This is a genomic window from Diaminobutyricimonas sp. LJ205, assembly GCF_009755725.1.
Taxonomy (GTDB): Bacteria; Actinomycetota; Actinomycetes; order Actinomycetales; family Microbacteriaceae; genus Ruicaihuangia.
Genome location: NZ_CP046619.1, coordinates 254,918 through 280,772, shown reverse-complemented (window position 1 = coordinate 280,772; position 25,855 = coordinate 254,918). Strand labels below are relative to the sequence as shown.

General features: G+C 66.8%; 26 protein-coding genes. 7 read left to right on the top strand and 19 right to left on the bottom strand.

From position 1 onward, the window contains the following. Position 1: 1 nt before the first annotated feature. From GO591_RS01445 to GO591_RS01410, 8 genes are all read right to left on the bottom strand, one after another. Positions 2 to 1,867 carry an ABC transporter ATP-binding protein gene (locus tag GO591_RS01445; protein WP_198295519.1) on the bottom strand — a complete coding sequence of 622 codons (1,866 nt, stop codon included), beginning with the start codon at positions 1,865 to 1,867 and terminating at the stop codon, positions 2 to 4. A 93-nt stretch (positions 1,868 to 1,960) separates the two neighbouring features. Then, the gene (locus tag GO591_RS01440) at positions 1,961 to 2,932 is read right to left on the bottom strand and encodes a carbohydrate ABC transporter permease (RefSeq protein ID WP_157155177.1); all 972 of its coding nucleotides are present in this window, start codon (positions 2,930 to 2,932) and stop codon (positions 1,961 to 1,963) included. Beyond that, positions 2,929 to 3,900: a carbohydrate ABC transporter permease gene (locus GO591_RS01435; protein ID WP_157155176.1), complete on the bottom strand. Its 972-nt coding sequence runs from the start codon at positions 3,898 to 3,900 to the stop codon at positions 2,929 to 2,931. Before GO591_RS01435 ends, GO591_RS01440 begins: the two co-directional genes overlap by 4 nt. 78 nt (positions 3,901 to 3,978) lie before the next feature. Next, complete coding sequence (locus GO591_RS01430; protein ID WP_157155175.1) at positions 3,979 to 5,313, bottom strand: ABC transporter substrate-binding protein; 1,335 nt, start codon at positions 5,311 to 5,313, stop codon at positions 3,979 to 3,981. 324 nt (positions 5,314 to 5,637) lie between these two features. Then, positions 5,638 to 6,021, bottom strand: a complete 384-nt coding sequence (rplL, locus tag GO591_RS01425) for a 50S ribosomal protein L7/L12 (RefSeq protein ID WP_157155174.1) — start codon at positions 6,019 to 6,021, stop codon at positions 5,638 to 5,640. Positions 6,022 to 6,063: 42 nt separating this feature from the next. Next, complete coding sequence (gene rplJ, locus GO591_RS01420) at positions 6,064 to 6,579, bottom strand: 50S ribosomal protein L10 (protein WP_157155173.1); 516 nt, start codon at positions 6,577 to 6,579, stop codon at positions 6,064 to 6,066. Between the two features lie 287 nt (positions 6,580 to 6,866). After that, a complete protein-coding gene (locus GO591_RS01415) occupies positions 6,867 to 8,336 on the bottom strand; it encodes a sensor histidine kinase (protein WP_157155172.1) in 1,470 nt (489 codons plus the stop codon). Further along, complete coding sequence (locus GO591_RS01410) at positions 8,333 to 9,061, bottom strand: response regulator transcription factor (RefSeq protein WP_157155171.1); 729 nt, start codon at positions 9,059 to 9,061, stop codon at positions 8,333 to 8,335. The genes GO591_RS01415 and GO591_RS01410 overlap by 4 nt, the downstream gene beginning before the upstream one ends. 109 nt (positions 9,062 to 9,170) lie before the next feature. On the opposite strand from GO591_RS01410, the gene GO591_RS01405 reads away from it, so the two are divergent. From GO591_RS01405 to GO591_RS01395, 3 genes are read left to right on the top strand one after another with little or no spacing between them, the layout of a single operon-like run. Next, positions 9,171 to 10,211 (top strand): M4 family metallopeptidase, encoded by a 1,041-nt coding sequence (locus GO591_RS01405; RefSeq protein ID WP_157155170.1) that lies wholly within the window; start codon positions 9,171 to 9,173, stop codon positions 10,209 to 10,211. Further along, on the top strand, positions 10,208 to 10,474 hold the full coding sequence (locus GO591_RS01400; RefSeq protein WP_157155169.1) for a protealysin inhibitor emfourin: 267 nt from the start codon (positions 10,208 to 10,210) through the stop codon (positions 10,472 to 10,474). Before GO591_RS01405 ends, GO591_RS01400 begins: the two co-directional genes overlap by 4 nt. A 3-nt stretch (positions 10,475 to 10,477) precedes the next feature. Beyond that, entirely contained in the window at positions 10,478 to 11,353 is an 876-nt protein-coding gene (locus GO591_RS01395; protein ID WP_157157720.1) for an LLM class F420-dependent oxidoreductase, read from the top strand. 18 nt (positions 11,354 to 11,371) lie between these two features. Here the strand turns inward: GO591_RS01395 and GO591_RS01390 are convergent, their stop codons facing one another. From GO591_RS01390 to GO591_RS01360, 7 genes are all read right to left on the bottom strand, one after another. Then, positions 11,372 to 12,376 carry a sugar phosphate isomerase/epimerase family protein gene (locus GO591_RS01390; RefSeq protein WP_157155168.1) on the bottom strand — a complete coding sequence of 335 codons (1,005 nt, stop codon included), beginning with the start codon at positions 12,374 to 12,376 and terminating at the stop codon, positions 11,372 to 11,374. Further along, complete coding sequence (locus tag GO591_RS01385; protein WP_157155167.1) at positions 12,373 to 13,245, bottom strand: sugar phosphate isomerase/epimerase family protein; 873 nt, start codon at positions 13,243 to 13,245, stop codon at positions 12,373 to 12,375. Before GO591_RS01385 ends, GO591_RS01390 begins: the two co-directional genes overlap by 4 nt. 191 nt (positions 13,246 to 13,436) lie before the next feature. Further along, positions 13,437 to 14,645, bottom strand: coding sequence for a substrate-binding domain-containing protein (locus GO591_RS01380; protein WP_370455318.1), 1,209 nt, complete (start codon positions 14,643 to 14,645; stop codon positions 13,437 to 13,439). Then, on the bottom strand, positions 14,646 to 15,740 hold the full coding sequence (locus GO591_RS01375; RefSeq protein ID WP_157155166.1) for an ABC transporter permease: 1,095 nt from the start codon (positions 15,738 to 15,740) through the stop codon (positions 14,646 to 14,648). Continuing rightward, a complete protein-coding gene (locus GO591_RS01370; RefSeq protein WP_157155165.1) occupies positions 15,721 to 16,734 on the bottom strand; it encodes an ABC transporter permease in 1,014 nt (337 codons plus the stop codon). Before GO591_RS01370 ends, GO591_RS01375 begins: the two co-directional genes overlap by 20 nt. Continuing rightward, positions 16,731 to 18,236 carry a sugar ABC transporter ATP-binding protein gene (locus tag GO591_RS01365; RefSeq protein WP_157155164.1) on the bottom strand — a complete coding sequence of 502 codons (1,506 nt, stop codon included), beginning with the start codon at positions 18,234 to 18,236 and terminating at the stop codon, positions 16,731 to 16,733. The genes GO591_RS01370 and GO591_RS01365 overlap by 4 nt, the downstream gene beginning before the upstream one ends. Beyond that, positions 18,233 to 19,345: a Gfo/Idh/MocA family protein gene (locus GO591_RS01360; RefSeq protein ID WP_157155163.1), complete on the bottom strand. Its 1,113-nt coding sequence runs from the start codon at positions 19,343 to 19,345 to the stop codon at positions 18,233 to 18,235. The genes GO591_RS01365 and GO591_RS01360 overlap by 4 nt, the downstream gene beginning before the upstream one ends. 116 nt (positions 19,346 to 19,461) lie before the next feature. Here GO591_RS01360 and GO591_RS01355 point away from each other — a divergent pair, with 116 nt between their 5' ends. Further along, a complete protein-coding gene (locus GO591_RS01355) occupies positions 19,462 to 20,649 on the top strand; it encodes an ROK family transcriptional regulator (RefSeq protein WP_157155162.1) in 1,188 nt (395 codons plus the stop codon). 10 nt (positions 20,650 to 20,659) lie between these two features. Here GO591_RS01355 and GO591_RS01350 read toward each other — a convergent pair whose 3' ends face one another. Next, complete coding sequence (locus tag GO591_RS01350) at positions 20,660 to 21,823, bottom strand: glycerate kinase (RefSeq protein ID WP_157155161.1); 1,164 nt, start codon at positions 21,821 to 21,823, stop codon at positions 20,660 to 20,662. 155 nt (positions 21,824 to 21,978) lie between these two features. Here GO591_RS01350 and GO591_RS01345 point away from each other — a divergent pair, with 155 nt between their 5' ends. Continuing rightward, positions 21,979 to 22,569, top strand: coding sequence for a YqaJ viral recombinase family protein (locus tag GO591_RS01345; protein WP_157157718.1), 591 nt, complete (start codon positions 21,979 to 21,981; stop codon positions 22,567 to 22,569). A 37-nt stretch (positions 22,570 to 22,606) separates the two neighbouring features. Next, positions 22,607 to 23,560: an NADP-dependent oxidoreductase gene (locus tag GO591_RS01340; RefSeq protein WP_157155160.1), complete on the top strand. Its 954-nt coding sequence runs from the start codon at positions 22,607 to 22,609 to the stop codon at positions 23,558 to 23,560. A 111-nt stretch (positions 23,561 to 23,671) separates the two neighbouring features. On the opposite strand, the gene GO591_RS01335 is transcribed toward GO591_RS01340, so the two are convergent. Both GO591_RS01335 and GO591_RS01330 read right to left on the bottom strand, forming a co-directional pair. Further along, positions 23,672 to 24,028 carry an iron chaperone gene (locus tag GO591_RS01335; protein WP_157155159.1) on the bottom strand — a complete coding sequence of 119 codons (357 nt, stop codon included), beginning with the start codon at positions 24,026 to 24,028 and terminating at the stop codon, positions 23,672 to 23,674. A gap of 2 nt (positions 24,029 to 24,030) precedes the next feature. Next, positions 24,031 to 24,534: a methyltransferase family protein gene (locus GO591_RS01330; RefSeq protein ID WP_157155158.1), complete on the bottom strand. Its 504-nt coding sequence runs from the start codon at positions 24,532 to 24,534 to the stop codon at positions 24,031 to 24,033. Positions 24,535 to 24,601: 67 nt separating this feature from the next. Here GO591_RS01330 and GO591_RS01325 point away from each other — a divergent pair, with 67 nt between their 5' ends. After that, positions 24,602 to 25,294 carry a hypothetical protein gene (locus tag GO591_RS01325; RefSeq protein ID WP_157155157.1) on the top strand — a complete coding sequence of 231 codons (693 nt, stop codon included), beginning with the start codon at positions 24,602 to 24,604 and terminating at the stop codon, positions 25,292 to 25,294. Between the two features lie 15 nt (positions 25,295 to 25,309). Here GO591_RS01325 and GO591_RS01320 read toward each other — a convergent pair whose 3' ends face one another. Further along, on the bottom strand, positions 25,310 to 25,855 hold the full coding sequence (locus GO591_RS01320) for a GNAT family N-acetyltransferase (RefSeq protein WP_157155156.1): 546 nt from the start codon (positions 25,853 to 25,855) through the stop codon (positions 25,310 to 25,312).

Below are 25,855 nucleotides of genomic sequence, written 5' to 3'. Positions count from 1 at the left end.
GTCAGTCGTTCGCCAGCAGCGGGGCGACACCCTGGGTGGCATACAGCCGCGCGTATGTGCCGTTCGCCGCGAGCAGCTCGGGGTGCGTGCCGCGCTCGACGATGCGGCCGGCCTCGACCACGAAGATGACATCGGCGGCCACCACGGTCGACAACCGGTGCGCGATGGCGATCGTGGTACGGCCGCGGGCCGCGGCATCCAGCGCCCGCTGCACCACCCGCTCGGACACAGTGTCCAGCGCACTGGTTGCCTCGTCGAGGATGAGCACCTCGGGGTCCTTGAGCAGCACGCGGGCGATCGCGACGCGCTGCTTCTCGCCGCCGCTCAGCCGGTACCCGCGCTCACCGACGAGGGTTTCGTATCCCTCGGGGAAGCCGACAATCGTGTCGTGGATGTTCGCGGCCCGTGCCGCCGCCTCAAGTTCCGCGTCGGTGGCATCCGGCTTCGCGTAGCGCAGGTTCTCGGCGATCGACGCGTGGAACAGGTAGGTCTCCTGGCTGACGATGCCGATGTGGTCGATGAGCGACTGGTGGGCAAGCTCGCGGACGTCGTCGCCCGCGAAGAGCACCCGGCCGTCCGACACTTCGTGGAAGCGCGGGATGAGGTAGCTGATCGTCGTCTTGCCGGCGCCGCTCGGGCCGACGAACGCCGCGAACTGGCCGGGCTCGATGGTGAACGACACCTCGGACAGGGTCGGCTCGGCATCCGGCGCGTAGCGGAAGGTCACGTCGTCGAACGCGACCCGGCCGAGATTCGCGGATGCCACCGCCCGCGCATCCGGCCGGTCCGAGATCGACGGCTTAAGGTCGAGGTACTCGAAGATCCGGGCGAACAAGGCGGACGAAGTCTGCAGGTCGAGGGCCACCCGCATGAGGCCCATCAACGGGAACATCAGCCGCGCCTGCACCGTGGTGAAGGCGACGATGGTGCCCGCGGTGATGCCGGTCACCCCGCCGACGATCAGGTAGCCGGCGACCAGGTAGACGATCGCGGGTACCGCCGAGAAGAAGATGTTCACCATCGCGAAGAACCACTGTCCGCTCATCTGCTGCTGCACCTGGAGCCGGATCTGGTTCTGGTTCTCGTCGGCGTAGCGAGACGTCTCGGTCTCTTGCCGGTTGAAGCTCTTGCTCAGCAGGATGCCCGAGACGCTCAGCGTCTCCTGGGTGATCGCGGTCATGTCCGACAGGGATTCCTGCGTCTTGGCGGCGATCCGGGCACGCACCTGCCCCACCCGGCGTTGCGCCACCGCGAGGATCGGCATGATCACGACGGCGATCAGGGTGAGTTGCCAGTTCAGCAGCAGCATCGCGACGAACGCGGCGAGCACAGTGACGGTGTTGCCGAGCACGCTGGAGACCGTGTTGCTGAGCACGCTGGCGACGCCGCCCACGTCGTTCTGCAGCCGGGACTGGATGATGCCGGTCTTGGTGTTCGTGAAGAAGCCCAGCTCCATCGACTGCAGGTGACTGAACAACCGCACCCGCAGTGACCCCATCACCTTGTTGCCGACGCTCGCTGTGAGCCAGGTCTGCCACACCCCCAGCAGCGACGACAGCACGTACAGGCCGATCATCAGGGCGACCAGCCAGGTCAGCTGAGGGATGTTCGGACCGCCGTCAGGCGGGAACAGCCCCTCGTCGAACGCCCGCTGGATGAGCAGCGGCGGGATCACCGACAGCGCCGCACCGACCAGTACGAGCACAACGGTGACCGCGAGCGCGGCTCGGTGCGGAATGAACAGTTCGGAGATACGTCGGAACAGGTTCGGGATGCGCGGTGCTTCAGCGTTGATCGCGCGCTGCGCCGCGGCATCAGCAGTTCCGATGCGGGTACGTTGCTTGCCGTGCTGGCCGACCTGGGTCACTCTGCAACGCTACCGCCGCCCCGTGGGTCGAGCCTGCCGAGACCCCTCGGTCTCGGCTCGCTCGACCAGCGGGGGTCGCTCGACCAGCGGGGGTTATCCCTTCGTCGACCCTGCCAGCAGACCGCGGACGAAGTAGCGCTGCAGGCTGAAGAACACGATCAGCGGGATCACCAGCGACACGAACGCCGCCGCGGTGAGACGCTGCCATTCCTGGCCCCGGCTGCCGGTGAGCTCCGCCAACCGCTGCATGAGCGGCGCGACATCCGCCGTTCCGCCCGAGAAGATCAGCGCGACCAGCAGGTCGTTCCACACCCAGAGGAACTGGAAGATCGCGACCGACGCGATCGCCGGCATCGCGAGCGGGATGACGATCCGGAAGAAGATCTGGCCGTGGGTCGCGCCGTCCACCCTCGCGGCCTCGATCAGTTCGCCTGGGATCTCCGAGATGAAGTTGTGCAGCAGGAAGATCGCGAGCGGCAGGGCGAAGATCGTGTGGGCGATCCACAGCGGCGCATACGTGGTGTCGGGGATGATCTCCACGGCGTCGTGCAGCGCTCGCTGGGCGGGCAGCAGGAACGCCGAGAACATCTGCAGCAGCGGAATCAGCGCCATCTGCAGCGGAACGATCTGCAGCGCGAAGATCAGCACGAACAGTACGCCGTTGCCCCGGAACTTCATCCACGCGAACGCGTAGGCGGCCATCGTGGCGAGCACCAGCGGGAAGATGGTCGCCGGAATCGTGATCGCGAGCGAGTTGACGAAGTACTGTCCCAGTTGCGGCGCTGAGCCAGACGACGCGAACAGTACCTCCTGGTAGTTGTCGAGGGTGAACCCGGGGTTCTCGAAGATCGTCCACCAGCCATTGGTCTTGATGTTCTCTTCACTGCGGAAGGAAGACACGAACAACCCGAAGGTGGGAATGGTCCAGAGCACCGCGATGATCAGAGCCACCACCGTGGCGGTGCGGGAAGTGAGCCTGCGCTTGACGCGACGGGTGCGGGCTTCGGGGACTGCCGTGACTTTCTCGGCGGGCGTGACCGGGACGGCCGGGGTCGAGGTGGTCATCGGATCTCCCTCTGCTGGCGCAGGATGCGCACGTTGTAGACGACGATCGGCAGCACCATGATGAACAGGATCACCGCGAGCGCGGCACCGCGCCCGGCCTCACCGGCGCGGAACGCCTGCGTGTACATCTCATTCGCGACGACGCTGGTTTCGAAGTTTCCGGCGGTCATGGTGCGGACGATGTCGAAGACTTTCAGGGTGGCAATGGAAATGGTTGTCACGACCACGACCAGGGCGCCGCGGATGCCGGGAAGTGTGACGTTCCGGAAGCGTTGCCAGGCGTTGGTGCCATCCAGTTCTGCGGCCTCCAGCTGCTCCGTCGGCACGCCCTTGATCGAGGCTGAGAGCACGACCATCGCGAATCCGGTTTGAATCCAGATCATCACGATGATCAAAAACACGGTGTTCCACGGCGATTCCTGGATCCACCGCACCGGCTCGCCACCCAGCCAGGTGACGACCGCGTTCAATAGCCCGATCTGCTCCTGTCCGGGACCGCGGTACTCGTAGACGAACCGCCAGATGATGCTCGCGCCCACGAACGAGATCGCCATCGGCATGAACACCAAGGCCTTGTAATACTTCTCACCGCGCGACTTGTCGATGAAGATGGCGTAACCCAGTCCGACGATGGTCGAAACAAGGGGAACCAGGATGACCCAGATGATGGTGTTCCGCAGCGAGATCAATCCGGCCGGTTGAGTGAACGCCCACACGAAGTTGTCCAGGCCGATGTACGTGCCTGCGTTATTCGCGAAGGAGAGCAGCGTGGTGCGCACTGCCGGGTAGATCAGTCCGATGGTGAGTAGCAGCATCGCGGGGGCGAGGAACAAGCCAAGCACCCAGTAGTCGCGTCCCCGCTTTGGCGCCCTGTCGATGAGGAAAAGGATCAGCCCGATAACCGCGGCGAAGATCACCAATGCCAGCGCGACTTGGACGATCTTGGCGATGAGGTCTGCAGTCGTCATTGACTCATACCGTCCGTTCGGAGGTTTGCCGTGGGGTCGTCCGGGATATCCCGGACGACCCCACAAGGTGCACTGATACTAGGGAGTTGCCGGCCAGCTGGCCTCGATGGTGTCCACCGTGCTCTGCGTGTCCTGACCACCGATCCAGGCGACAATGCCCTTCCAGAACGAGTCGGAACCGACCGCTCCGGGCATCAGGTCGGACGCGTCAAACCGGAAGGTTGTCTCCGGGTCTTGCAGCGTCTCGATGACGGCGGTCAATAGCGGACTGGACGCGTTCTCCGGGTCAACGCCGTTGTTAGCGCTCACAGTGCCGCCGATCTCCACTCGGATGTTGGCCCACTCAGGAGTGGACATGAACGTCTGTACCGCCTTCACAGCATCAGAATCGGTGAACGCACCGACGATCTCGCCACCGCCGGTGACGTCGGATGCTCCGGCCTCAACACCCGGCGTGATGAACGCCCAGACGTCGCCGTCCTCTGCTACCTCGGTTCCCTCCGGCCAAAGGCCTTCGTAGAAGGAAGCCTGGTGGTGCATGGCGCATTCGCCATCGAGCACCGGCCATCCGCCTTCGTTGAAGGTGATGTCGACGATGGAACGGACATCTCCGTAGCCACCGTTGACGTAGTCGGGGTTCTTCAGGATGTCGCCGACGGCGTCGAACGCCTCAACGATCCGCGGGTCGTTGAACGGGATCTCGTGGGAGACCCACTGGTCGTAGACGTCCGGACCGTGCAGCCGCAGGACCATGTCCTCGACCCAGTCCGTGCCCGGCCAGCCGGTTGCCTCACCCGAACTGAATCCCGCGCACCAAGGCTTCATCGTACCCTCGGAGGCAATGTCGGCCGACAGTGCAGTGAGCTCGTCGAGGGTCTCGGGAATCTCCCACCCGTTCTCTTCCCACACGCTTGGGGAGTACCAGATGAGTCCCTTGACGCTCGCCATCAGCGGAGCGCCGAGGAACGTGCCGTCCACGGTACCGAAGCCTTTCCAGTCTTCAGACCAGTACTGGTCGACGTTCGCCTCGACATCTGCTGGCGGGGCTACGAGGTTCTCTGCAAAGGTCGCGAACAGGCCAGGCTGCGGGAAGATGCCAAGGTCGGGGGCGTTGTCACCCTCGACCAGCACGCGCACCTGCGCCTCAAATTCCTGAGTGCCCTGGTAGACGATGTCGATGCCGGTGCAGGATGCGAAGTCTGCCCACGACTCTTCGAGGCGTTCTTGTTCAACCTCCACGATGGTGCCGTAGATGCTGACTTCTTCGCCGTCAAACGTGCCGTAGTCCTCGTAGTCCCCGCAGTCAGCGGGACCCTCTGCAGCCTGGTCGCCGGTACAGCCGGCCAGGACGAGGCCGATGGCGCCTGCTGCTGCGATCGGCACTATGACACGTCGGCGCAAGGTGGATCTCATCTCATTTCCTCCTCGTTGAGTTGAATGAGAACGCCCCCGCGCGGGCGGAAGCGTTTCCACGCTCACGTTATGCCCCAAACGAGGGCCAAACAAGCGATGCCGACGAATCATCCGAATCGTTACCGCTCCGGAATGACGTCAGGGCGGAAGCTCGTGGCTCCGCCCCTAATGGTCCTTTGGTCTCATGTCACCCCGGCCTGTTAAAAGCCGAAAGGGCGTCGCCCCGTTCAGGGGGCGACGCCCTCGAACACGGAACTCGTTGGAGCTACCGCGTTGCAGGCGTGTCACGCCAAGTGATTCAGGATGCCCCTACCGGGGCGTGAATTACTTGAGGGTGATGGTGGCGCCAGCCTCTTCGAGCTGAGCCTTTGCCTTCTCGGCTGCCTCCTTGTTTGCACCCTCGAGAACGGTCGAGGGGGCGCCGTCAACGAGAGCCTTCGCCTCACCGAGGCCGAGGCTGGTGAGGGCGCGCACCTCCTTGATGACCTGGATCTTCTTGTCGCCGGCGGCCTCGAGAACGACGTCGAACGAGTCCTTCTCTTCAACCTCTTCGGCGGGAGCGGCCGGGCCACCAGCGGCGGCAACGGCGACGGGGGCAGCGGCGGTGACCTCGAAGGTCTCCTCGAACGCCTTGACGAACTCGCTGAGCTCGATAAGGGTCAGTTCCTTGAACGCTGCAATCAGTTCGTCAGAAGTGAGCTTTGCCATGTTTTTCTCCTTGGTGTTGTTGTCTATTACCGCGACGCTGAATTAGCTTGCGGAGTCCTGCTTCTCGCGCAGCGCGTCGACCGTGCGAACGGCCTTCGACAGCGGTGCGTTGAAGAGATATGCGGCACCGAACAGCGAGGCCTTGAAGGCACCGGCCAGCTTGGCCAGCAGCACCTCCCGGCTTTCGAGATCGGCGAGCTTCGAAACCTCTGCAGCGGTCAGCGGGTTACCGTCGAAGTAACCACCCTTGACGACCAGCAGGGGGTTTGCCTTGGCAAAGTCACGCATGCTCTTCGCGACGGCGACAGGGTCACCGTGTACGAACGCGATCGCCGACGGGCCAGCAAGCTCGTCGTCGAAGGCGGTAATCCCGGCGTTGTTCGCCGCGATCTTGGTCAGCGTGTTCTTCACCACGGCGTAGGTGGCGTCCGCACTGATGCTCTTACGCAGCTGCTTCAGCTGAGCAACAGTGAGACCGCGGTACTCGGTCAGCAGAACGGCGGTCGAGCTCTGGAATTTCTCCGTGAGCTCGGCAACCGAGGCTTCCTTGTTCGCCATGGCGCTCCTTGATGATTAGAGCCGGCAGCCCCAGGTGCACCCATGAAAAAAGCTCCGGCGCATGCGCACGGAGCTGGCACCCCAGAACGGGGATTCACTTCATACACCTGCGCGGGTCTTCACCAGTGGTGAACCTTCGATCAGCGGGCCCTCTTGCGAGCGCACGCCGATAACCGGCGGTCTTTGGCTCCGATCAGGGTAGAGGATGTCGCGGGCTCACGCAAATCGGGACACGCAAGCTCCGTTCGGCCGCGAACCGGCGCAACCGCGCGGTAACCGCTCGCGAATCACCGAGATTGCCCCGGTTCGGTCGCGCCAGCGGAGGCCGGTGACGCTGCCAGGGGCAGGTGCAGTTCGAAGCGGGTTCCGGATGGCGAGCTGGTGACACCCACGGTCCCCCCGTGGCGTTCGATGACCGCCCGGACGATGGCGAGACCCAGTCCGGTCGAGCCTGCCGCGCGCGAACGCGAGGAGTCGCCGCGCACGAAACGTTCGAACAGGGTCGGCAGCAGTTCGGGGTCGATTCCCGGGCCGTTGTCAGCCACCGAGATGACGGCGTGCCCGTCCGCGGTCGCGGCCGCCACCGAGACCAGCGTTCCCGCCGGGGTGTGCACCCGGGCGTTGGTCAGCAGGTTGACGACCGCCTGGTGCAGCCGGCCGTGGTCACCGGTGACCGTGATCGGGGTTTCCGGAAGGTCCAGCTCCCACTCGTGGTCGGATCCGGCAGCGTGGGCGTCGGCGACCGCGTCGATGAGCAGCGTGCTCAGGTCGACGTCGTCACGGCGCAATTCCACTCCCGAATCGAGGCGGGCGAGCAACAGCAACTCATCGACGAGCGCCGACATCCGCACCGATTCCGATTCGATCCGGCTGAGCGCGTGCCGAGTGTCCGCCGGCAGATCGTGCGGACTGCGCCGGGTCAGCTCCGAGTAACCGCGGATCGAGGCGAGCGGGGTGCGCAGCTCATGGCTGGCGTCGGCGACGAACTGGCGAACCTTGCTCTCACTGGCCTGGCGGGCGGTGAGCGCCGACTGCACGTGATCCAGCATGTGGTTGAACGCCGCCCCGACCTGGCCGACCTCGGTGCGCGGGTCGGTGTCGCCATCCGGCACCCGCTCGGCGATCGCGACCTCGCCTTTGTCGAGCGGCAGTTCCGCGACCCGCCGCGCGGTGCCGACAATGCGGCCAAGCGGGCGCAGCGCGACACGCACCACGAACGTGCCCGCCACCGCGGCCGCCACGAGGCCGGCGGCGGTGACCCCGGCGATGGTGAGCAGCAGCTGGGTGACGGCCTCGTCAACCGTGTACTGCGGCAGGCCGACGAGCAAGGAGATCTCGTCAGTCAAGTCCACATGCACGACCCGGTAGGTGCCGAGCGACCCGAGGTCCACGCTCATCGGGCGCTCACTCACCTCGAGCGCCAGCAGCGCATTCTGCTGCGATTCGGTGAGGGTGCGCAGTTGCGCCTCGTCGTCCAGGTACTGCGGGCGAATGATCGCGTCGCCGACGACGAGCAGGCCGAGCGTGCGGCTGGCCTGCGCCTCACCGATGCCGGGCGGCGGCGACCCTTCCGGCCGGAATCCCAGGGCGGCCTGGCTGCGCGCCGTGGCGAGTGCCACCTGGTCATCGAGCTGGCTGAGCAGGAAGCCGCGCAGCGAGAGCACGCTGATGGCGCCGACGATGACGCTGATCACCGCGAGCAGGGCGACGATCCCGACGACCAGCCGCTGACGCAGCGACCACGGCGCGCGACTCATGTCGCCGGCTTGATCATGTAGCCGACCCCGCGCACGGTGTGAATCATCGGGGCGCCGAGGGAGTCGATCTTCCTGCGCAGATACGAGACGTAGATCTCGACGATCGAGGCGCGGCCGTTGAACTCGTAGCTCCAGACCCGGTCGAGGATCTGGCTCTTGCTCAGCACCCGGCGCGGGTTGCGCATCAGGTACCGCAGCAGTTCGAACTCGGTCGCCGTCAGCTCGATCGGGGTCTCACCGCGGTACACCTCATAGCTGTCCTCGTTGAGCACGAGGTCGCCGACGCGCACCTCCGGGTCGACGGTGTCGCCGAGCACGGTCGTGCTGCGCCGGAGCAGGCCACGCAGCCGGGCGACGAGCTCTTCCAGGCTGAATGGTTTGGTGACGTAGTCGTCCCCGCCAGCGGTGAGGCCGGCCACCCGGTCTTCGACGGCATCCTTCGCGGTGAGGAACAGCACGGGCACGTCGTTGCCATCGGCGCGCATCCGGCGCAGCACCTCGAGCCCGTCGATCCCCGGCATCATGATGTCGAGCACACAGACATCCGGCCGGAACTCGCGCGCGATCTTCAGGGCGTCCTGACCGTCGGATGCCGCCTTGACGTCCCAGCCCTCGTACCGAAGAGCCATCTGCAACAGGTCGACAAGGGTGGTCTCATCGTCGACGACGAGGGCGCGGATGGGGGTGCCATCCATGCGGGTCAGTTTCGGCAGGTCCGTGCTCATCCCTGCACTGTGCCGGAATTGGCTATGAGTTTTCTATGTGAAAACCGGATGTCGGCTGGATCGACAGTTCTGTTCGACCAGCGGAAACGGTCAATGGCAGGATCGGGGCATGCGCTGCGCCATCGTCCCGCCGTACCTGCTGCTTCGGATCGCCCGCGTCAATGACCCCGCACTCCAACCTGCGGCGGAAGCGGCCCGGCGAGCGCTCGTGCACGACGAGCCGTTCCGATCGCAGCGCACCGAGGCCGGCCCCGGCGGTGGGCCTTCGATCGTCGAGCACCGCGTGCTGCCCCCGAACCGCACCGTAAGCGACGCCGAGAACACCGAGACCCTGCCCGGCCGGGTGGCCCGCTCCGAGGGCGATCCGGCGGGCGAAGACGTGACGGTGAACGAGGCCTATGAGGGGCTCGGCCTCACCCACGAGTTGTTCGGGCAGGTCTTCTCGCGTGCCTCCATCGACGACGCGAACATGGGCATGGACGCCACCGTGCACTACGGCGACGCGTACGACAACGCTTTCTGGAACGGCGAACGCATGGTCTTCGGCGACGGCGACGGACAGGTGTTCAGCCGATTCACGAGTGCACTGAGCGTGATCGGGCATGAGCTCGCGCATGGCGTCATCCAGCACACCGCGAACCTCACCTACTCCGGCCAATCCGGCGCACTGAACGAGTCGATCGCTGACGTCTTTGGCGCCCTCGTCGAGCAGCATGCCCTCGAGCAGGACGCGGATGCCGCGTCCTGGCTGATCGGTGAGGGCATCTTCACCAGCCAGGTCGAGGGCAGGGCACTCCGCTCGATGGCCGAGCCCGGCACCGCGTACGACGACGACGTGCTCGGCCGCGATCCGCAACCGGCTCACATGGATGACTACATCAATACCAAGGACGACAATGGCGGTGTGCACCTGAATTCAGGCATCCCGAACCGCGCCTTCTACCTGGTGGCAACCACCTTGGGTGGTTACGCCTGGGATCAGGCCGGGCGGATCTGGTACGACGCCCTCACCGGCGACCTGCCGGCGGACGCGGACTTCGCCCGGTTCGCGCAGGCGACAACGGATGCCGCGGCGGCGCGTTTCGGCGGGGGCTCGGCCGAGCTGGCCGCGGTCGCCGACGCGTGGCTCTCGGTCGGGGTGACTCGATGAGGATCACGGTCACCCGCAGCGGCGGATTCGCCGGGCTCACCCGCAGCTGGAGCATCGAGATTTCCGGCGATGAAGACGAGTGGCGTGACCTTGTCGCGCACCTGCCCTGGGACGAGGTCCACCCGGCACCGCCCCAGCCCGACCGCTACGTGTACCGGGTGCGCTGCGCCCGGCGCGAGGCGACCATTCCCGAGCAGCAGCTCACCGGGCCCTGGCGAGAACTGGTCGACCGAGTGCGCGAGGCGGGCGACCCCGTTGGTTGAGGCATTCCGCTTGCCGAGACCGGTGTCGGCAGGCTCGACCAATGGCACTCCCCGAGCCTCGGCCGCTTCGGCGTCTGGCGCCCCGGAAGCAGGACCACTGCCGAGCAGGCGACCGGGATCGAGGGCCTCGGCTACGGCACCCTGTGGCTCGGCGGCTCCCCCGGTGCCGACTTGCATCACGCGGAAGAGCTGCTCGACGCCACCTCTACCCTGACCATTGCGACCGGCATCGTGAACATCTGGCGGGCGCCCGTCGACGAGGTGGCTGCGTCGTTCCACCGCATTGAGGCGAGGCATCCCGGCCGGTTCCTGCTCGGCATCGGCGTCGGCCATCCGGAGACCGCCGACCATTACCGCGCGCCGTACACCTCGCTCGTGGAGTACCTCGATCGGCTCGATGTTCTCGGGGTACCGGAGCAACGCCGGGCGCTCGCGGCGCTTGGACCGCGGGTGCTGAAGCTCTCCGCCGCGCGCACGGCCGCTGCGCATCCGTACCTGACCACCCCCGCGCACACCCGATCGGCCCGGGAGTTGATCGGCCCGAACACGATCCTCGCCCCCGAGCAGAAGGTCATGCTGACGACGGATGCCTCGGCGGCCCGCTACGTCGGACGCAAAGTCGCCGGCCCCTACCTCGAGCTGACCAATTACCGGACGAACCTGGTGCGCAGCGGCTTCACCGAGCAGTCTCTGGACGACGGCGGCAGCGACGAGGTGATCGATGCGCTCATCGCGCACGGCGAGGCGAGCTATGTCGCCGCACGACTTCGGGAACACATCGAGGCAGGCGCCGACCACGTCGCGATCCAGGTGCTGCCGCAGCGGGACGACCCGCTGCCGACGCTCGAAGCGCTGGCACGGGAACTGTCCCTCCGCTGATGTCCTTCCGCTGGTCGGCTACTGGTTGCTGAAGGCGGCGTCGAACGAGGCATCCGGCCGCTTCCAGAGCAGCGAGCGGATGTAAGTGACCGCCTCGGCCGCGCCGTGCAGCCGGTCCATGCCGGCGTCCTCCCACTCGATCGAGATCGGACCGGTGTAGCCGATCGCGTCGAGTGCCCGGAACGCGTCTTCCCAGGGCACGTCCCCGTGCCCGGTGGAGACGAAGTCCCAGCCGCGTCGCGGGTCGCCCCACGGCAGGTGCGAGCCGAGCACGCCGGCGCGGCCGTTCTTCGGACGCATCCGGGTGTCCTTGCAATCGACGTGGTAGATGCGGTCCTTGAAGTCCCAGATGAAGCCGACCGGGTCGATGTCCTGCCACATCATGTGCGACGGGTCCCAGTTGAAGCCGAACGCCTCGCGGTGCCCGATCGCTTCGAGCGAGCGCACTGATGACCAGTAGTCGTAAGCGATCTCCGATGGGTGCACCTCGTGCGCGAACCGCACGCCCTCGGCGTCGAAGACATCGAGGATCGGGTTCCAGCGGGTGGCGAAGTCCTCGTAGCCGGCGTCGATCACCGAGGCGGGCACCGGCGGGAACTGTGCCACGTACGGCCAGATCTTCGATCCGGTGAAGCCGACCACGACGTCGACGCCGAGCTTGCGGGCCACCCGCGCGGCGCGCTTCATATCCTCGGCGGCCCGCTGACGCACACCCTCGGCGTCGCCGTCGCCCCAAGTCGACGGGCGCAGGATCGCCTGATGCCGAAAATCGATCGGGTCGTCGCAGACCGCCTGACCGGTCAGGTGGTTGGAGATCGCGTACACCTTGAGGTCGTAGCGGTCGAGGATTTCCAGCCGCGAACGCAGGTACGCGTCATCCTGGTCGGCGCGTTCCAGGTCGAGATGGTCACCGGATGCCGCGATCTCGAGTCCGTCGTACCCCCAGGAGGCGGCGAGCCTCGCCACCTCCTCAAACGGAAGGTCGGCCCATTGACCGGTGAACAGTGTGACGGGGTGAGTCATCGGTGATCCTCTCGGTCGTTCTGCAAACGGGTGAGGTAGTCGAACGTGCGCGCGGCGAGCGCGTCCTGGCTTGCGGCGAGCGGCCGCCAGATCGACGCGGCGGTGGCAATGGTGTCGTTGTCGCTGGTGAAGCTCTCCAAATTCAGCGGCCCGGTGTAGCCCGCGTCATCGAGAGCGTCGAGGAAGCCCGGCCAGTCGGCGTGATCGTCGCCGACTGCGCCGCGGTCGGTGCCGCAGACCTGTACGTGGGCGATGTGCCGGCCGGCGGTGCGGACTGCGGCGGCGACATCCTTCTCCTCGATATTGAGGTGGTAGCTGTCGAGGGCGATGCCGAGCGCCGGCCCGAGTAGCGGCTCAAGCGCGTCGAGCGCTTGGTCGACGGTGTTGATCAGGCTGGTCTCGTAGCGGTTCAGTGGCTCGATCGCCAGGCGCACTCCCTCGCGTTCGGCGCGTGCGACCACCGGGGTGAGCGAGGCGCGCAGGCTGTCGTAGGCCTCGGCGCGGTCGGTGTCGGTCATCCTCCAGGTGCGCCCGGTGGCGGCGGTGAATGGTCCGGCGACGATCGGTGAGCCGAGTACCGCGGCCGCGGTGATGCAGCGCGCCAGGTAGTTCTGGGTGCGCACGATCTCGGAGGCCGGGGCGGCGACGAGGTTGCGACCTGGAGCCATTGCGCCGACCACGTAGGCGCGCAGGCGGTGCTCGGCGAGCACGTCGCGGGCCCGGTGCGGGTCCCAGTCGCCGGGTTGCTCGATGGGCAGTTCGATGGCACCGAAGCCGAGGTCGGCAGCCTTCGCCGCGATCGCCGGCAATGAGGCATCCGTCACCGGCGAGGTCCACACCCAGGTATTGACGCCGAGGATTCTGCGCATCGTGCTCCTTTCGGACTGCATCCTGTGCCGAGTATCCCTGAGAACCGCTGATCGCGGGCAAACCGCGTGGTCGCGGGCAAACCGCGTGGTCGCGGGCAAACCGCTGATCGAGCTTGCCGAGATCTCGACAAGCTCGATCAGCGGTGGGGCTCGATCAGCGGTTGGGGCCGATCAGCGGTTGCGGGCAGAGGTTACGGGATGATCCGCTGCTGCCACACGTCGGGGTAGCCGGGCAGGTCCTCGCCGCCGAACTTGGCGTAGTGCCCATCGGGCATGCCTTCGTTCGCTTCGAGGAACTCCTGCCGCTCGTCCTCAGTGATCGGCACCTGCGGCAGCACCCATTCCTTGGGCACTTCCTGGCCGGCGAAGATCATCTGAGCGGCAAGCAGCGGGGTACGCCACTGGAAGTTCGAGTACACCGGGGCGAGCCCGGTCAGCCCGGTCTCCTCCCACTTCCGCATGTAGCTCAGCTCGTCTTCTCCGGTCATCACCGGGTAGTCGACGCCGGCGTCCTCGAAGGCTTCGATCGCCGCGACGGCGCCGTCACCGGCGTCCATCCAGATTCCCTGTACATCACCGGTGGAGAGCTCGTCCGAGATGATCTTCTTGATCTCGGCCGGGTCCGCTCCGGTGAAGTAGTCGACGGCTTCGATGCCGGCCTCTTCGAACAGCTTCTCGGCCGCGGCCCAGCGCTGTTCCAGGACGTCGACGCCGGGCAGGATGCGCAGCGCCACCACCTTGTCGCCTTCTTCGAGGTTGTCGATCAGGAATTCAGCGGTGTCGATGCCCCAGGCAAAGCCACCGATCGGGTGAATGAAGGTGACCGGGCAGTCGGTCTCGACACCGCGGTCGAACACGATCACGGGCTTGCCGGTGTCGCAGGCACGCTGAACCGCTGGGGTCATCGCCGCCGTGCTGTTCGGCGAGATGATGAAGACATCGCAGTTGCCCTCGTTGATGAAGTAGTCGATGTCCGCGATCTGCGTGTCGTCGTTGTCCTGGGCGTCCCGGGTTTCCATCTCACTGATGGCGCCCGCCGCCTGCAGCACCTTGAGCTGTTCGTTCATGGTGATCCAGCCGGTCTGCCGCCAGGGGTTTGAGATCGACGCGTTGGCGAAGCACGCCTTCTTCGCGCCGGGGCTGGCGAACTGGGTGGTGTCGACCATCTCGGCGTTGATGTGTTGCAGCCAGGGCTGGCCTTCCGGGCCCTCCGGGGTGACGTCGCGCTCGGCGTCCTGCTTGTCGTAGAGCTCCTGGCTGAACCACTCTGTGCTGTCGCCCTCCTCGTCGGCGCCGTTGGTGGGTGCTGTGACGGTGGGGTCGGTGGTGCACCCGGCGAGTGCAATGACGGCGGCGGCTCCCAGAATTGCTGGGGCCCATCGCGTGTGGCGTCGCATCATCTAACCTCCTTTGGTTACTTGCGATGCAGGTTCGGCCCGGCTCTCTTGTGGAGCGGGCTCCCCTCCCGGTGCGGGAGAAGCTTCGAGCGGACGGCCCTTACGGCGCGCCTGGAACGTGACGGCGGAGTAGGCCACCGCGAGGATGATGATGACGCCCTGGACGCTGTCGCGCAGCGTGGACGGCACATCGGCGAAGTTCAGCAGGGTGAACAGCGCCTCAAGCGCGAATGCTCCGGCTGCCGCGGCAACCACCCAGCCGCGACCGCCTCCGAGCACCACCCCACCGAGCACAACGGCCGTGATGGCAGCGAACTCGTACCCACGGCCGACGGAAGGGTGCACTCCGGCGAAGCCGACCAGCAGGATGCCGGCGACTGTGGCCGACAGTGCCGACATGATGAACGCGCTGGTCTTCACCCACCACACCCGCACGCCCGCATAGTGTGCGGTGACCCGGTTGTCGCCGACCGCAATCAGGGTGCGGCCGAACGGGCGGCGCATGAACCAGACCGCCGCAACCAGGATGACGACGAGGATGATCACCGAGTACGGGATGATCTCAAGCACCGGAACGTCGCGGATGCCCCCGCGACCGATCTGTCGGAACGAGTCGGCCGGGTTGCCAGTGGCCGCGCCGCCGGTCATGTAGAACACCGCGCCCAGCAGGGCGAGCATCATGCCGAGCGTCACGATGAATGAGGGCACGCGCAGCAGGGTCGTGATCAGGCCGTTCACCAGGCCGATGGCGGCTCCGAAGACGAGCATGAAGAGCAGCACCGGCAGCACCTTGGAGTCGTCCTGTCCGATCAGGTTGCCCGCGATCACCACTTGTGCCGTCACGAGGGAGCCCATCGACAGGTCGAACTCCCCCGACACGATCACGAAGTACTGGCCGATGGCGGCGATCGCGACCGGCGCCACTCGCGCCACGAACCGGATGAAGTTGTCCGGCGCTGCGAAGTTGGGGTTCAGCACCGTGATCCAGATCAGCAGCACGATCAGCAGCAGGAACACCGCCCCGCGCGGGCTGATCAGGTTGCGGCCCACTGTCGCGAGGCGACTGCCGGCCGAGGTCTCAGGAACCGACTGGCTCACGAGCGGACTCCTCTCGTTGTACTGCTGGCGTGAACCGTGGCCGCCGTCGCTCGACCGAGCGACCGGTGTAAACCGCAACCGCGGCGACGATCACGACGCCACGCACGACGTCCTTCATGAACGGGTTCACCTGCATGACACTCATCACGTTGTCGAGCACCGCGAAGATGGCGACGCCGCCGATGGTGCCCCAGATCGATCCTCGGCCGCCGAGCAGCAGGGTGCCACCGAGCACCACCGCGGCGATCGAGAGCAGATCCAAACCGCCTTGGGTACCGACGGTCGGGCTGCCCACGCCGAGGCGGCTGGCGAGTAGCAGGCCGGCGAGCGCGGCACTGACCGAACAGAGCACGTGCGCGATGATCAGCGGCCTGCTGGTGTGCAGTCCAGACAACCTGGATACGCCCAGGTTGCCGCCCACCGCGTAGATATGGTGGCCGGTGCGCGTGCGACGCAGGAACAGAGCGACCAGCGCCGCGACCGCGATCATGATGATCGTCGACACCGGCACCGGTCCGAGCCCGGTGGAGCCGATCAATTGGAATTCCGCCGGCACACTGCCGGCCGTGCCCTGATATCGGGTATCCAGGTAGCCCTTGATGATCAAACCGACGCCGAGGGTCGCGATGAATCCGTTGACCTTCAGCCCGGTGACGATGAGGCCGTTGGCCAAACCGATCAGCGCCGCCACGGCGAGGGTGAGCGCGACCGCGGGCACAATGTTTCCGGCTGACCCGTTCATGGTTTCCGCGGCAATAAGGCTGGACAGGCTGACCACGTATGGCACCGACAGATCCAGCGACGCGCAGAGGATCACGAGCGTCTGCCCGATGGCGACGAAGCCGAGCACGCTCATTCCGGTGAGGATGTCCCGGATGTTGCCCGGGCTGAAGAAGTTGCGACCCACGGTGGCGACGAGAATCGCGCCGATCACGATCACGCCCACGAGGGCGATCAAGACGATGACCGTCGGGTCGAGTCGGCGCCGCTTCATCCGTTCTCCTCCATTCCCGTCGCTACGGCCATCACCGTTTCCTCATCGGAACCGGCGGGCAGTTCGGCCGCCAGCAAGCCGTCGCGCATGACCACGATCCGGTCGGACATGCCGATCACCTCGGGCAGTTCGGAGGACACCATGAGAATGGCGACACCGGATGCCGCGAGCTCACGCATCAGCCGGTAGACCGCGATCTTCGCGCCCACGTCGATGCCTCGGGTCGGCTCATCGAGGAGCACGACGCGCGGTTTGGTTGCCAGCCACTTGGCGAGCACCACCTTCTGCTGGTTGCCGCCGGAGAGGAACTGCACCTCCTGGTCGAGGCCACCGCGCGCGGACACCTCGAGCGAGCTCAGCACGCCGGCCGCCTGAGCCCTTGCTTTCGAGGTGCGCCCAGCGAAGACTCCGCGGATCACCAGCAGCATGTTGTCGAGCACCGACTGGTTGAGGGCAAGGCCCTGCGCCTTCCGGTCTTCGGTGATCAGCGCCAGTCCGGTCTTGACCGCCGAGCGGGGACCCTTCGGGTGCGCGGCGACGCCGTCGATGGTCATGGTGCCGCTGGTGAACGGCTCGACCCCGAAAATCGCCTCCACCAGCTCAGTGCGGCCGCTGCCCTGCAAACCGGCGATGCCGACGATCTCGCCGCGACGGACATCGAGGTCGATGTCTTTCAGGTACGCGTTGCCGCCGCCGCGCACCGAGAGCCGCGGCTCGCCGATGACGGTGTCCGGCTCCGGATCCGGGAAGAAGGCGGAGATCGACCGGCCGACCATACGGCGCACCAGTTCACCGGTGTTCAGCTCAGCGGCCGGGCTGGTCGACACCATGGCACCGTCTTTCAGCACAGTGATGGTGTCGCAGAGATCGAAGATCTCCTTCAGCCTGTGCGAGACATAAAGGATGGCGACCCCGCGGGCGGTCAGCCGTCGCACGATCCCGTACAACAGCTCGACCTCATGTTCGGCGAGCGCCGCGGTCGGCTCGTCCATCGAGATCACCCGGGCCTCGAACGAGAGTGCCTTGGCGATCTCGACGATCTGCTGCTCGGCCACCGTCAGGCTGCCCACGCGGGTGCCCGGTTCGATGAAGTCGATTCCCAACTCGGTGAGCAGGGCGGCGGTGTCCCGGGCCATCTTGCGGTTGTCGACCAGTCCCCCCCGGCGCGGTTCCCGGCCGAGGAAGATGTTCTCGGCAACGCTGCGCTCGGGCAGCAGGTTGAATTCCTGGAACACCGTGACGATGCCGGCGTGCATCGCCTGCACCGGGTGGGTGAACGAGACCTGCTCACCGCCGAACTGGATGGTTCCGGCATCCGCGGTGTAAACGCCGGCGAGGATCTTCATCAGCGTGGACTTGCCCGCGCCGTTCTCACCGACGAGCCCGTGCACGTGCCCGGGCTGGAGGTCGATATCGATGCCCTTCAGCACCGTGACGCCGAAGAAGCTCTTCTCGATCCCGCGCGCGGACAACACCGGAGCGGTCATCGTCGGAGTGCTCATGCTGTGACCTCCTGGGAGTGTCGGGCGGGGGCAACGTCCACCCAGGCTTGGGATGCGGCCGAGGCGAGCACCGCCTCGGTGATCTGCGCGGCTCGTAGGCCGTCTTCAAAGGTGGGCATTCCCTCGGGCATATCGCCCCGGGTCGCCGCATAGGCGTCGGCGACGAAGGCATTGAACGCGTCCTGGTAACCGAGCGGATGTCCCGCCGGAATCATCGACAGTCGCGAAGAGTCACGAGAGGTTTGAGTGGCATCCCGCGGCAGCAGCACTGAGCCGGCGCGCCGGCCGAGCCAGAGCACCTCAGGGTTCTCCTGCTCGAAGCGCAGGCTCTCGTCGGTGCCGGCGACCTCGAGCACGAGGGCGTTCTTGCGACCCGGAGCCACTTGGGAGATCAGCAGGGTGCCTATCGCACCGCGCGTGGTCTGCACGAGCAGCGCCACGGTGTCTTCGGTGTTCACCGCTCGCCCGGCGCGCTCGTCGTAGGCGCGCCCGGTGATCGCGCAGAGCCGGGCGATGCGATCGTCGGTGACGAACTCGACCAGGTCCGCGAGGTGCGAACCGATGTCGGCGAACGCGCGTGACGGCCCGCCGAGTCCGGGGTCGACTCGCCAGTCGGTGGCGTCGGTGCCAAGCAGCCAGTCCTGCAGGTAGGTGCCGTTGATGGTGAGCAGACGCCCGGTCTCCCCGGACATGACGCGGGCGCGGGCCTCGCGCACGAGCGGGTGATAGCGGTACACGAACGGCACCGCGGCGACCACCCCGGCCGCTACGGCACGGTCAGCCAGGCGGGTGGCGTCGGCCACGGTGGTGGCGAGGGGTTTCTCGCAGATGACGTGCTTGCCGGCGTCCAACACGGCGAGCGCGTACTCGGTGTGCGTGACGTTCGGCGAGCAGACGTGCACGATGTCGACGGCCGCGTCCTGGACGAGAGCGTCGATGGACTCGAAGGCCGTGGCGATGCCGAGATCGCCGGCAGCTCGCCTGGCACTTTCCGCTGAGCGGGAAGCCACACCGATGACGTCAGCACGGGCAACGCGGGCGGCGTGCGAGTGCACTTGCCCCATGAAGCCGCCCCCGATGAGGCCCGCGCCGATGACGTCCGTTGTCATGGGCTTATTGTGAGCCGACTCGCCATACTTTTGTCAAGCAACGCGCAAAAGTATTTCGTTTGACATTCCTAACTTGGACGTCGCTCAATGCATGTGTGGTGTGTTTGACTGTCGCCATGCTGGACATCAGTCGAGGAACGACCCTCGGCAGCTCGGGGGCGAGTGAGCTGTTTCAACTGCTGCGTGACGGCCGTCCGCGCACCCGCGCAGAACTGGCCACCCTCACCGGCCTCGCCCGCTCGACCATCGCCTCGCGAGTCGACTACCTGATGGCGTTGGGGCTGGTCACCCCGGTCGATGACGCCATCTCAACCGGCGGACGACCGTCGTCGCAGTTCGCGCTGAACCCCGGCGCCCGCGTGGTGCTTGCCGCGGATCTCGGCGCCACGCACGCCACGGTGGCGGTGAGCGACCTGTCCGGCGCGATCCTGACCCACCATCGAGAGAGCATCCCGATCGACCGTGGACCGGACGAGGTCCTCAGTTGGCTCGCCGACACCGGTCGAGCCCTCGTGAGCAGCGTCGATCGCGACAAGGACGACCTGATCGCCATCGGCATCGGCCTGCCCGGACCCGTGCAGCACAGCACCGGCCGCCCCACGAACCCGCCGATCATGCCCGGCTGGGACGGTTTCGACGTGCCCGGCTGGATGCAGCAGCACGTGCAGGTACCGGTCCTGGTCGACAACGACGTCAACATCATGGCCCTCGGTGAGCAGGCGTACGCCTGGCCTCAGGAGGAGCACGTCATGTTCGTGAAGGTCGCCACCGGCATCGGCTGCGGCGTCATCTCCGGCGGTCTGTTGCAGCGCGGCGCGCAGGGCATCGCGGGCGACATCGGCCACGTGCAGATTCCGCGTGGTGCCGGCATCCCGTGCCACTGCGGCAATCGCGGATGTCTGGAGGCCCTCGCCTCCGGGCCGGCGATCGCGGCGGAACTGCGCCGCTCGGGCGTCGACGTGCAGACCGGCCAGCAGGTCGTCGACCTCGTTCGCCGGGGCAATATCGAGGCGATCCAGGCGGTGCGGCAGGCCGGCCGGGACATCGGCGAGGTGCTGAGCGCCTGCGTGAGCCTGATCAACCCGTCGGTGATCGCGATCGGCGGCTCAATGGCGCAGGCCGGTGAGCACCTGCTCGCTGGAGTTCGCGAGGTCGTCTACACCCGGTCCATGCCGCTCGCGACCGAGCACCTGCAGATCGTGCAGTCCCGGGCCGCCGAGAACGCCGGGGTGATCGGGGCGAGCATGCTGGCCATTCACCACGCACTCGCCCCCGAGGCGATCAACACCATGGTGCGGGTCTGACCCGGCGTGCCTAAGCCTGCGGTTCGCGGGGACGCGGCGATTTGACCAAGTCCGTCAACTGGGAGCCGATCTCGGCGCCAATCCGCTCAAGCAGTGCGCCCGCGTTGGTCATGCACAGCATCGGATCAGCCTCGTAATCGGTGATCGCGAAGGTGCGCTCGAACCCGGCCTCTCGCAGCCGGTCGCGGCCGAGGTTCGTGCGCCCGCACACAGCAATCACCGGCACGGACGCTCGTCGAGCGGCGTCGGCGACCCCGATCGGCGTCTTGCCGCCGAGACTCTGTTCGTCGAGGCTGCCCTCGCCCGTGATCACCAGATCTGCGCCCTGGATCGAGTGTGGAAGACCCGTGAGGTTAAGAACGACCTCGATGCCGGGCCTGCGTTCGGCGCCAAGCACCGCGAGGGCGGCGTAGCCGACTCCGCCAGCCGCCCCGGCGCCCGGTCCGTTGACCGCGTCGGCCGCAACCGGGCCGACCGCGTCGGCGAGTACCCGGCTGAATGTGCCGAGCGCGGCGTCGAGTTCGGCGACATCCTTGGCCGTGGCGCCCTTCTGCGGGCCGAAGACCGCGGCGGCCCCGGTCGGTCCGAGCAACACGTTGTCCACGTCGCTCGCGAGCACGAATCGGGTGGATGCCACCCGCGTATCGAACCGTGACAGGTCGATGCGGGTGACGCCCGCCAGTGCCCGACCGCCATCCGGCACCACGTCGCCGCGAGCGTCGAGCAGTACCACCCCAAGCCCGGCGAGCATCCCCGCGCCTGCGTCGGTGCTGGCGCTGCCGCCGATCGCGAGCACGATCGTTTCACAGCCGAGGTCGAGGGCCGCGGCGATGAGCTCGCCGGTTCCGCGGCTGGTCGCCGCGCCTGCATCCCGCCGTCCCTCCGGGATCAGGGCCAAGCCGGATGCGGTCGCCATCTCAACGACCCCGACCGTGTCGCGCACGGCGAAGTCCGCGTTCACCGGCTCGCCCAGCGGCCCCGTGACGGTCACACTGTGCCGGGTGAATCCGCTCGCGATCGCGGCATCGAGAGTGCCCTCGCCGCCGTCGGCAGCCGGCACTTCGTCGATGGTGAGCGTCGGGTCGACCGAGCGCAGCCCGCCCGCGATGTGCCGTGCCACACCGGCGGCGTCCAGCGACCCCTTGAACTTGTCGGGGGCGATCACTATTCGCATGGACTGCCTTCCTGGCCTTTCATCACGTCCCTATCGACAGTAACCGGGAACGATGAACAGAGGTCTCGGCAGGCTCGACCAACGATGTGCGGCGGGTCTGGGCAAGGTCGAACGGCAGGACACGAGAGAATGGACGGGTGACGATCGCCCACTCCATGCTCCCGCTCTGGGAGGAGGAGGCATCCGATCACACTCGCCGAATCGTGGCCCGCTCAAGTGATCGCATTGCCTGGTTGCGTGCGCGCAGTCAGGGTGTGACGGCTACGGACGTCGCACGGCTGTCCGGCCCGAAGGCGCTGCATGCGGTCGCGCTGGACAAGCGCTACGGGTCCGGCTTCGGCGGCAACGCCTACACCGACCACGGCCGAGCCCGCGAACCCGAGATCGCCAAGTGGGTTCGCGCGGAGCACGGCATTCAGCCGAGCGACGCGCTCTTCCACGCGCGCGGCGAACGCGCGCACCTGGCCACCCCCGACGGCGTCGCGACGCTCGGCAGCACCCTCGTGCTCGCCGAGATCAAGACGACCTCGTCGCCCTGGAAATCGATCCCACGCTCGTACCTGCGCCAGGTCTGGTGGCAGCAATATGTGCTCGGCGCCGAGCGCACCCTGGTCGTCTGGGAGCAGCACCAGGACTTCGTGCCCGTGCACGCCGAACCGCAGTGTCGCTGGGTGGACCGCGACGAGAACGAGATCCACCGTCTGGTCGGACTCGCCGACCAATTGCTCGCCATGCTGCGGCACTAGTCTCGTTGAGATATTTCTGGAGGATGGAATGACGTTGATGCGCGCAGTTGTGATGACCGAACCGGGTGCGCCCGAGGTGCTGGTGCCGACCGAGAGGGAGCGTCCGGCGAAGGTCAACTCGGAGTTCCTCATCGAGGTACACGCGGCCAGCATCAACCCGATCGAGGCGAAGACCCGGGCCGGGCGCGGCGTGATCGCCGGCATCCCGAGTTTCCCGACCGTGCTCGGCAGCGACTTCAGCGGTGTCGTGGTTGAGGCGCCGTACGAATCACACCCGTTCCAGCCTGGCACCGAGGTGTACGGGATGACGCCGACCCCCCGGGTCCCCAACGGCACCTATGCCGAGTACATCGCCGCCCCGGTGCTGAGCGTCGCGAAGAAGCCGGCGAACCTGTCCCACCTTGAGGCCGCTGCGGTGCCGCTGGCCGGGATGACCGCGTGGGGCGCCGTCGTCGACGTGGCGCGCGCACATGAGGGGCAGCGGATGCTTATCCACGCCGGCTCCGGAGGTGTCGGCCACTTCGCCGTGCAGTTCGCGTCCTACTTCGGCGCGCACGTCATCGCGACCGGCTCCACGCGCAACCTCGACTTCCTGAAGGAACTCGGCGCAGCCGAGGTCGTCGACTACACCACCACCCGGTTCGAGGAGGCGATCGACGAGGTCGACGTCGTGATCGACCTGATCGGAAACGTGCACGACAACACCGGCACCCGCTCACTCGAGGTGCTGCGTCCGGGCGGCCTGCTGGTGAACATCCCCACCGGAAGCTGGCCAACCTTCATGCAGGACGCCGAGGCCGCCGGCAAGCGCGCCACCAGCTACAAGGTGGCGCCGTCGGCGGCGACCCTCGAGGTGATCACCCGCCTGATCGAGGCCGGCGACGTGAAACCGCACATCGACCAGGTGTTCCCGCTCGACCAGGCAGCCCAGGCGCACACCGCCCTCGAGGGTGGACACACCCGCGGCAAGATCATCCTGCAGGTCCGCTAGCCCACGCTGGTTGAGGAGCGCCCGACGAAGTCGGCCGCGTCTCGACACCTGCCGCCATCCGCTGATCGAGCTTGCCGAGATCTCGGCAAGCTCGATCAGCGATTCACTCGATCAGCGATTCAGCTGCGCGTCGATCTCCGCCATGCGGGCGTCGACGATCCGGCGAACCAGTTCGTCGGGCAGCGGATGCTCGAGCGAGAACTGCACCGCACCTTGTGAGGTGCTGAAACCGGCAAGCTCGGCCGAGAGCGCCGGCAGCACCTCCCCGCTGAACGGATACACCGCAAGGTGGGACTTCGTCTGCCGGGCAGCGAACAGTCCCTTTCCGCGATACAGCAGCGCGGGCATCCCGTAGCTCATGCCCTCGGTCAGATCCGGCGCGAGGGAACGCACCAGCGCGTCATACCGCTCGAACAGGCCGCGAACGGCGCCGTCGAGTCCGGCCAGGTAGTCGCTGACGACGCCCATGGTTAGGAGTGCCAGGGGGTGCCGCGGGGGAACCAACCCGGCACGTTCTTGCGGTACCGGTCATACTCGGCCCCGTGCACCCGGGCCAGGGTCGGCTCCTCGTAGAAGCGCACGAAGAGCACCACGGCGACGATCGCGACCACCGTGTAGACGACCAGCATCCAGCTCGCGAACAGCAGGCACTGGCCGAGCAGAATCGCCACGACCGACAGGTACATGGGGTTGCGCACGTACCGGTAGACCCCGCCGACCACGAGGTGCTCGGTCGGTGACAACGGTGACGGCGTGCCCTCGCCCTCCCCGGCGAAGCGCGCGAAAGAGTGCAGCAGGAACCAGATTCCGCCGATGATGAGGATCAGCGCCGCGGCCGCGATGAATCCGTTCAGGATGCCCCAATCCGCGACATCCCAACGGGTGATCAGCCACGGAATCAGCCCCGCAACGACCCCGGGTGCGACGATCAGGAAGATCGCCGAGCCAGTCCACGCGCGGGTGGAAGCCCTCATGGCGTCATGCTAGACCTCCTTGGGCGGCCCGGGGTAGAGTGCGAGCATTCCCCAACGGAGGGGCGGCATGAACGATAATGCTCGGCGACGCGCCATCGATCGACTACGGTCTCTCGGCCTGCTGAGCGGAATCGCCGGCGTCGTTTCAACCCTGTTCTTCCTTGCCGCTCGCCTGGCCGAAGGACCGGCGGCCGACCCGACCTCACCATCGGTGTTCTCGCAGGCGAACGACCTGACCACGATCGTCGCCATGCTGGCGCTCATCCCGGTGAGCTTCATCCTCTGGCAGTTGCTGCCGCAGGATGGCCGACTATGGCGGTGGACCGTGCTCGCGTCGGCAGCGATGGCGTTGCTCGCGTTGAGTGCGATGCTGATGCTCACCGACGCGATCGACTTCCAGGTGCAAGGGGCGACGGCGGTGATCTGCGTGGCAGCGGTGTTCCGCTGGGTGCTGCTGGTGTCGCGGCGAGCGCTGCTGCTGCCCGGGGAGTCGCAGGCTCTCTGGCGAGGCGGAGTGGTGCTCGGCCTGACCGTGATCATCGGCATGCTGATTGCCGCCGCCGGTTTGCTGATGCCGATGGGTTCGACCTGGCAGTACCTGCTCATCGCGATGGGCGGTGTGCCCGCGGTGCTGTGCTGGTTGGCCCTGCCGGTCTGGACGATCGTGCTTGCGCGTCGCGCCTTCGTCAGCGTTGCCACGGTGACGCAGCACATGCGGCGCACGCCCGACCTTCAGCGCCGGCCGGAGATCGCCGCGTAGAGGGTGTCGGGCGCTCTACAGGGTGCGCTCGCGCACGAAGTCCTCGTGCCACTGGCTGCCGACCAGGAACCGCTTGGTGCCGACCTGTCGGAAGCGGTTCTTCTCGTAGAAGCGGTTCGCCCGCTCGTTCAGCTGGTTCACGCCGAGCCACACCGCGGCCGCCCCGCGGTCGTGCGCCACGTCGACGCTTGCCGCGATCAGGTGCGACGCGACGCCGCTGCCGTGCTGCGTCGACAGCACGTAGCACTTGCTCAGTTCGACCGTCGGCCGCACGCTGAGCACGGCCGCGACATCCGGGTCCTGCGGTTCCCCGAACACCAGCATCGTGTAGCCGACCAGCTGGTTCTGCACCTCGGCGAGCAGCAGCACCCGGTGGCCATCAGCCAGGTACGCCGCGAACCGCTCCTCGGAGAGGTGCTCCGCGATGAACGCGTCGATGTCCTCCTGCGTGGTTCCGGGAGGGCAGGCGAGCGCGAACGTGGCTGCGGCGACCACGTGCAGCGCGGCGGCATCCGTCCCTGTGGCGGGGCGAACAATGATCGTGTCGGGTTCGGGGCTCAC

Coding starts and splice junctions, on each gene's coding strand:
- GO591_RS01390 (WP_157155168.1), bottom strand. CDS start 12,376: ATGACTCACCCCGTCACACTGTTCACCGGTCAATGGGCCGACCTTCCG.
- GO591_RS01345 (WP_157157718.1), top strand. CDS start 21,979: ATGCTCCCGCTCTGGGAGGAGGAGGCATCCGATCACACTCGCCGAATC.
- rplJ (WP_157155173.1), bottom strand. CDS start 6,579: ATGGCGAACAAGGAAGCCTCGGTTGCCGAGCTCACGGAGAAATTCCAG.
- GO591_RS01335 (WP_157155159.1), bottom strand. CDS start 24,028: ATGGGCGTCGTCAGCGACTACCTGGCCGGACTCGACGGCGCCGTTCGC.
- rplL (WP_157155174.1), bottom strand. CDS start 6,021: ATGGCAAAGCTCACTTCTGACGAACTGATTGCAGCGTTCAAGGAACTG.
- GO591_RS01325 (WP_157155157.1), top strand. CDS start 24,602: ATGAACGATAATGCTCGGCGACGCGCCATCGATCGACTACGGTCTCTC.
- GO591_RS01365 (WP_157155164.1), bottom strand. CDS start 18,236: ATGAGCACTCCGACGATGACCGCTCCGGTGTTGTCCGCGCGCGGGATC.
- GO591_RS01370 (WP_157155165.1), bottom strand. CDS start 16,734: ATGAAGCGGCGCCGACTCGACCCGACGGTCATCGTCTTGATCGCCCTC.
- GO591_RS01440 (WP_157155177.1), bottom strand. CDS start 2,932: ATGACCACCTCGACCCCGGCCGTCCCGGTCACGCCCGCCGAGAAAGTC.
- GO591_RS01405 (WP_157155170.1), top strand. CDS start 9,171: ATGCGCTGCGCCATCGTCCCGCCGTACCTGCTGCTTCGGATCGCCCGC.
- GO591_RS01385 (WP_157155167.1), bottom strand. CDS start 13,245: ATGCGCAGAATCCTCGGCGTCAATACCTGGGTGTGGACCTCGCCGGTG.
- GO591_RS01430 (WP_157155175.1), bottom strand. CDS start 5,313: ATGAGATCCACCTTGCGCCGACGTGTCATAGTGCCGATCGCAGCAGCA.
- GO591_RS01410 (WP_157155171.1), bottom strand. CDS start 9,061: ATGAGCACGGACCTGCCGAAACTGACCCGCATGGATGGCACCCCCATC.
- GO591_RS01355 (WP_157155162.1), top strand. CDS start 19,462: ATGCTGGACATCAGTCGAGGAACGACCCTCGGCAGCTCGGGGGCGAGT.
- GO591_RS01400 (WP_157155169.1), top strand. CDS start 10,208: ATGAGGATCACGGTCACCCGCAGCGGCGGATTCGCCGGGCTCACCCGC.
- GO591_RS01415 (WP_157155172.1), bottom strand. CDS start 8,336: ATGAGTCGCGCGCCGTGGTCGCTGCGTCAGCGGCTGGTCGTCGGGATC.
- GO591_RS01350 (WP_157155161.1), bottom strand. CDS start 21,823: ATGCGAATAGTGATCGCCCCCGACAAGTTCAAGGGGTCGCTGGACGCC.
- GO591_RS01380 (WP_370455318.1), bottom strand. CDS start 14,645: ATGATGCGACGCCACACGCGATGGGCCCCAGCAATTCTGGGAGCCGCC.
- GO591_RS01435 (WP_157155176.1), bottom strand. CDS start 3,900: ATGACGACTGCAGACCTCATCGCCAAGATCGTCCAAGTCGCGCTGGCA.
- GO591_RS01360 (WP_157155163.1), bottom strand. CDS start 19,345: ATGACAACGGACGTCATCGGCGCGGGCCTCATCGGGGGCGGCTTCATG.
- GO591_RS01330 (WP_157155158.1), bottom strand. CDS start 24,534: ATGAGGGCTTCCACCCGCGCGTGGACTGGCTCGGCGATCTTCCTGATC.
- GO591_RS01340 (WP_157155160.1), top strand. CDS start 22,607: ATGCGCGCAGTTGTGATGACCGAACCGGGTGCGCCCGAGGTGCTGGTG.